This is a genomic window from Desulfovibrio sp. (assembly GCF_035644575.1).
Taxonomy (GTDB): Bacteria; Desulfobacterota; Desulfovibrionia; order Desulfovibrionales; family Desulfovibrionaceae; genus Desulfovibrio.
In genome coordinates this window covers 1-5,808 of sequence record NZ_DASQOG010000003.1, presented here as the reverse complement: position 1 = coordinate 5,808, position 5,808 = coordinate 1, and the positions used below count along the sequence as shown (strand labels likewise).

Sequence of the window (5,808 nt, the reverse complement as noted above, 5' to 3'; positions counted from 1 at the left end):
ACGCGGAATTCGTTGAGGTCGTCCTTGATGCCGTTCAGGATGTCGTTCATGGCCTTGTCGTAGCACACGTCCTGGCCTTCGGCGTCGGGCAGTTCCACGAGGGCGGGGTTGGCATCCAGCATTTCGCGGGCGATGTCGATGATATAATCGCCCTTGTAGTAGTCTTCGGGCCAGGTAACGGGCATTCCGGCCAGTTCCTTGGCGCGCAGCCATACAGAAAGGCCCAGCAGGCGCATCTGACGACCGGCATCGTTGATGTAGTACTCGGTGTTAACGTCATAACCAGCCACGCGCAGCAGGCGGGCAAGGCTGTCGCCCACGGCCGCGCCGCGCCCGTGCCCCACGTGCAGGGGGCCAGTGGGATTGGCGGAAACATATTCCAGCAGCACTTTTTTGCCTGCGCCGCCCGTGCTCTTGCCGTATTCCTTGCCCGCAGCTTCAATGTCGGCCACGGTGGCGCGCCAGAAATCCTGCGTGAAGGTCACGTTGCAGAATCCGGGGCCGGCGGCTTCGGCATGGGACACCTCGGGGCAGCGCTCCACAAGCTTCTGGGTGAATTTCTGCGCCAGCTCGCGGGGGTTGGCCTTGGCTTCCTTGGCGAGCAGCATGGCGGAGTTGACGGAAAGATCGCCGTGTTTGGGGTCGCGGGGCGGTTCAATAACGGTTTTGACGGGCCAGGCAAGGCCTTCTTCTTCAATAATGGCCTTGAGGGCCGTGCGCAGGGTGTCAATGGCGCGCATAGTGCTGGTGTCCTTTATTGTGCAACGGTTGCGGCTTTACGCCTCGGGCGGCCCGGGGCACTGCCGCCGGGAATCCCGTTTCAGGTTCATGCGCAGGCCGGTTGCGGCAGTACCGCACGGAGGCGCATGAAGAAAAAGTTTCAGGCAAGGCGGGGAAGGCCTTCCGCATGAAAGGCCTTCCTCCGCAAAAATCTATCCTGCAAAGGCCGCCGCTGTTTCGGCGTTGTTAACGAGCTCAATGGCAAGGTCTTCCGCCGTGGCGGTTCCTGCAAGGCAGGGAGCAACCATCTTGCCGAGCACGGCCTTGGGGCCAAGCTCCAGCCAGCGGCGCGCGCCGTCGGCATACTGGTTGCGCACTGTGTCTATCCACTGCACGGAGGATGTCATCTGCACAAGCAGGCTTTCGCGGGCGCTTTCGCCATCTGTCACGGCCTTGCCGTGGGCATTGCAGTATACGGGGAACCTGGGCTTGCTCCACACGGCCTTGCGCAGCAGGGGGGTGAGCTCCTTGTTGGCCTCGGCCATCATGGGGCTGTGGAACGCGCCGCTGACCTTGAGTTCAAGGCCACGGCCCTTGCGCTCCTTGGCCTTCTGGCAGGCCAGGGCCACGGCGGCCTTGGCCCCGCTGATAACAAGCTGGCCGGGGGTGTTGTAGTTGGCCACCAGCAAAAGCTCGCCGCACTGGGCAACGGTTTCGGCCACAATTTCTTCAATGGCGGGCTGATCCAGCTTGAGCAGAGCGGCCATGCCGCCCTTGCCGTCGGGATCGGCTTCGGCCATGAGGCGACCGCGCAGGGCTGTAAGCTCAAGGGCGCTCTCGGCAGAAAGCACGCCAGCTGCGGCCATGGCGCTGAACTCGCCAAGACTGTGCCCGGCTGCGCCGCACACGTTGGCGCGCGCGGCAACTGCGCTCCAGAGGTTCAGGTTCACCACTGTGAGGGCGGGCTGAAGGGCGCGGGTGTCGCTCATGGCGGCATCATCGCCTTCCCAGTAAATTTCGCGCAGGGGCAGGCCACTGATGCGCTCGGCCTGCTTCCAGAGGTTCATGGCGTCAGAAGAAGTCTCGGCCAGATCGCGGCCCATGCCCGACTCTTGCGAGCCCTGACCGGGAAAGAGCAAAACGGCTTGTGTCATGCGGGGTTTATCCTCCAGTGGCGCGCACATGCGCGCATTGGCGTGGCCTTGCGGCCTTGGGTTCGTTGAGGGTGCGCATTGCGCGCAAGCCCTCTTTTTTACGTTATCGGCGCAGGGCTTGCAAGTCCCGGTCTGCGGGGATATGACAGTGAACCCGGCAGAAACGCCGGAAAGGCCCGCAACGGGCGAACAAGCGCAGGAAAGGATCATGCAGCGACAATCGGTTGACAGAAAAGAATTGGCGCGTCTGGCTGCGGCCTCGGGCGCGGAAGTGCCGCAATCGGCTCTGGAGCCGCTGGCGGTATATCTTGAAATGCTCTGCCAGTGGAACAAGGCCATGAATCTGGTCGGCCCGCACACATGGCAGGATATGCTTACCCGGCTGGCGGTGGACAGTTTTCATCTGGCCGGTTTTCTGGACAAGCTCAATCTGCCCGAAGCTCCCCTGTGCTGGGATCTTGGCGCGGGCGCTGGCCTGCCGGGCATTCCCCTGCGCATGGCCTGGACGCGCGGCGCATACTATATGATAGAAGTGCGCGAAAAACGCGCCCTGTTCATCTCCAGTGTACTTTCCCGCCTTCAGTTGCCCTCCACTCATATATTCAGAGGGCCGGTGGAGCATTTTTTTCAGGGGCAGTATTACAAGGCGGACTGCATCCTGAGCCGCGCCTTCATGCCCTGGCGGCAACTGCTTGACCTCGCCAGCCCCAGGCTGCACGATAATGGCGCGCTGGTTGTGCTGGCGCTTGAGCCAGCCCCCAGCGAACTGCCAGCGCCCTGGCGTCTGTTGGAGCAGCACTCCTATGTCGTGGGCGGGCACGCGCGCTGGTTCTGGGCACTTGCCCCCAGCGCAGAGGCCGAGCGGCTGACCTATGATGCCGCAACGCATCAGGCAGGCTAGAGCACGTATCCCTGAATGTTCTGGCGAGGATTTGTCCGCAAATCCTGCAAAAGCTTTGTGGCGAACCGCGCAGGCCTTGTTATGCGCGAGGATGGCCCAAGAGCCGCCGCACAGGACTTTTTGCCGCCATCTGCATGCCAGTATGAACAGGACCATGATCCTTACGGAGAACGCCATGCACCCCGCAGCCCATGCCTCTGCCAGCGCCGCGCCTGCCGGAAGCGATGCAGACGAAACCCGGCGCACCGGGCAGCCGCACCCCGAATCGGAAACGCTGCCTGCTGCGGAACCAGCCTGTGCGGAGCAGCACGCCGCCTCACATGCCGTTCACGGCGGAGCGCTGTTGCCCACTGGCGGCGCAAGGTTGCACAGCGGCAAACGTTCGCTGCCTTCTGCGCGTTATTGGGCGCGGGGGCTGTTCTGGGGGCTGGTGACGCTTGCCCTTGCCTTTGCCCTGCGCATGCTGGAATGGCCCTGCTGGCAAAATCCGGAATACCGCCTTGGCAACGAGTGGTTGCTGGCCACGCACGATGCCTACACATGGGTGGCCGGCGCGGAAGATTTCGGCCTTGCCGTGGGGCACCCCATGGCTGTGATGCTCAAGGCCATGTCCGACCTCGTGGGCACTTCCCCCGCAGCCGTGGCCTTCTGGTTCCCTGCCTTGCTGGCGAGCTTTGTGGCGGTTATCGCCTTTGCCTGGGTGTGGGCGCTGGGCAGCATTGAAGCTGGCGTTGCCGCAGGCATACTCACGTCCATTGCGCCGGGCTTTCTGGCACGCACCCTGCTGGGATTTTACGATACCGACCTCGTAACCCTGTTCTTCCCCCTGCTCATGACCCTTGCCCCGGCCAGTTGGGCCATGCGCTATATGCTGCTGCCAGGCATGGTGCTGCGCCGTCTTTCCATGACTTCCGGCGTGGTGAGCCTGCGCCGCCTTTTTTCCCGCAATCAGCCCGAGGGCCACTGGACGCCGCGCCTCAAACAGGCTGACCACATGGGCAATCCCCTGCGCTGGCAGTGGGTTGTGCTGCTTGGCTGTTCCGGCGTCATTTCGTGGTGGACGCAGGAATGGCATTCTGTTTTTCCGTATCTGATCCGTTACAATGTGGCCTTGCTGGCCTTTATGAGTTTGGTGATGGCCCCTCGCGGGCGGCGCGCCCTGCTGCTTCTGGGCAGCATGGCCTACGCTCTGCCTACGCTGGCAGGGCCGTGGGGCTTCAGTTTCAGCTTGTTGCTGCTGGCTGCGGGCACGAAGACAGGCTACCGCCTGCGCCGCCTGCTGTGCCGCCCATGGCTGCTGGCCCTTCTGCTGGCGGGCGTTGGTTTTTTGATGCTTCAGGGCGAAATTCTTACGTCCATTGTGAACCACATTAATGCCTATGTGAAACACACGGGCGATGTGAAAAGCACTGGCGGCGGGCTTTCGCTGGAATATCCCTCGGTGGCGCAGTCCATCATTGAAGTGCAGGATCTGGGCATCATCGAGATTTTCCCCTACTTCCATCCCTGGATGGAAGCTGCGGTGCTTGGCCTGCTGGGTTTTGCCCTGGTGGTCATACGCCGTCCGGGCGCGCTCTTTTTGCTGCCGCTGGCAGGGCTGGGCATCCTGAGCGTCAAGATGGGAGGCCGCATGGTCATGTTTGGCGCGCCCATCATGGCCATTGGCCTGACCTTGCCCTTTTACTGGCTGTTGCAAAGGCTGCTGCGCGTGGATCTGCGCGGCGCAGTGGCGGGCATTCTGACCAGCGGCGTGTTGCTGGCCCTGCTGGTAGCGCCCTTTGCCGATATGATCCCGGCCATGTCGCAGGGGCCAATCATCAACCGGCGGCATGCCGAAGCGCTATCGCGCGCCAAGGCCATGACCCCGCCCGACGCCATGCTCTGGCTGTGGTGGGATTGGGGCTATGCCGCCAACCACTTTGCCCAGCGGCAGACCATTGCTGATGGGGCGCAGCATGCAGGGCCGTCCCTCTATCTGCCCGCAGCGGTTTTTGCCACAGACAACCCGCGCTTTGCGCGCCAGATCATCCGCTATACGGCCCAGTGCGGCAACGAACCGGGCAACGTGTTTGAAGGTCTTGATGGTGAAGGCGCGCAGGCCCTCATGGACAGGCTGCGCTCGCCCGAAACCCCGCTCATTGAAAACAAGGGGCGGCTCTATGTGGTGGTGAGCTTTGAAATGCTGCGGCTTGGCTTCTGGATAAGCAATTTCGGCAACTGGAATTTTGTTACCCGTGCGGGCGAAGGCGGGGCGCTTTCCATCGTGCCGCAGGCTCTTGCCTACAAGCTTGATTCAGGCGAGGTGCGGCTTGAGGGCAACAGCAGCGCCATCTATGCATCATCTATCAGCGTGTTTGAAGAGACCGGCGTGACGCGCCGCAACTATATTCAGGACTGGTTTGACGCGCACCCCTCGGCAACGCCCGAAGAACAGCACGAATTTCTTTCCAAGCGCCGCAACATCAACTTTCTTTTCAACCGCGTAACGGACGAAAAGCTTGCTATGGATGCGGGCCTGTACAATTCGCTGATGGTGCAGCTTTTGGTGGGCGACCCGCAGGATCCCCGCGTTTCGCCCTATTTCAAGCTGGTGTACGACAACGTGTTCGCCAGGATTTACGAGGTTCTGTAGGCGGTTGCGCTTGCGGCCCGTCGCATGTGCAATCAAGGGCAGTCTAACTGGATGATTTTGCGCCAAGGGCAAGGAAAAAGGTTATTTTTGCGAAAGAAGTGTACTCTTACTGTACATGACTGGAGTAAAAATAACCTTCTGACGCAGCCAGTTGGACAAAAGAAGCAGTTAGAGACAGACCTCTAGTGGTGGTACGGAACCTTGCGCAAAATGCATTCCGCCCGGTAAAGCTGCTCAAGCAGTACCACGCGGGCCAGCTCGTGCGGCAGGGTCATGTGCGAAAGGCTGATGCAGCGGCTGGCTCGCTGGCGCACGGCTTCATCCAGCCCCCATGCGCCGCCCACGATAAAGCAGGCTCTGCCCTTGGCGTCGTGGTCCATCTGGCGCAGCATGTCTGCCAG

General features: G+C 61.7%; 5 protein-coding genes. 2 read left to right on the top strand and 3 right to left on the bottom strand.

The window, feature by feature from the left end; all coding sequences use genetic code 11:
- A partial coding sequence (gene argS / locus VEZ52_RS00070; RefSeq protein WP_324835000.1) for an arginine--tRNA ligase occupies positions 1–740 on the bottom strand: 740 nt, incomplete at its 3' end.
- Positions 741–932: 192 nt separating this feature from the next.
- A complete protein-coding gene (locus VEZ52_RS00065) occupies positions 933–1,874 on the bottom strand; it encodes an ACP S-malonyltransferase (protein WP_324834999.1) in 942 nt (313 codons plus the stop codon).
- Positions 1,875–2,079: 205 nt separating this feature from the next.
- On the opposite strand from VEZ52_RS00065, the gene VEZ52_RS00060 reads away from it, so the two are divergent.
- Complete coding sequence (locus tag VEZ52_RS00060; protein WP_414649492.1) at positions 2,080–2,775, top strand: 16S rRNA (guanine(527)-N(7))-methyltransferase RsmG; 696 nt, start codon at positions 2,080–2,082, stop codon at positions 2,773–2,775.
- Between the two features lie 142 nt (positions 2,776–2,917).
- Positions 2,918–5,407 (top strand): STT3 domain-containing protein, encoded by a 2,490-nt coding sequence (locus VEZ52_RS00055; protein WP_324834997.1) that lies wholly within the window; start codon positions 2,918–2,920, stop codon positions 5,405–5,407.
- Positions 5,408–5,589: 182 nt separating this feature from the next.
- Here the strand turns inward: VEZ52_RS00055 and VEZ52_RS00050 are convergent.
- Positions 5,590–5,808, bottom strand: a 219-nt coding sequence (locus VEZ52_RS00050; RefSeq protein ID WP_324834996.1) for a 23S rRNA (pseudouridine(1915)-N(3))-methyltransferase RlmH, incomplete at its 5' end; no start/stop codon positions are given.

Excerpts from the sequence above, each read along its gene's own strand:
- VEZ52_RS00065 (WP_324834999.1), bottom strand. The coding sequence starts at position 1,874 with ATGACACAAGCCGTTTTGCTCTTTCCCGGTCAGGGCTCGCAAGAGTCG.
- VEZ52_RS00055 (WP_324834997.1), top strand. The coding sequence starts at position 2,918 with ATGAACAGGACCATGATCCTTACGGAGAACGCCATGCACCCCGCAGCC.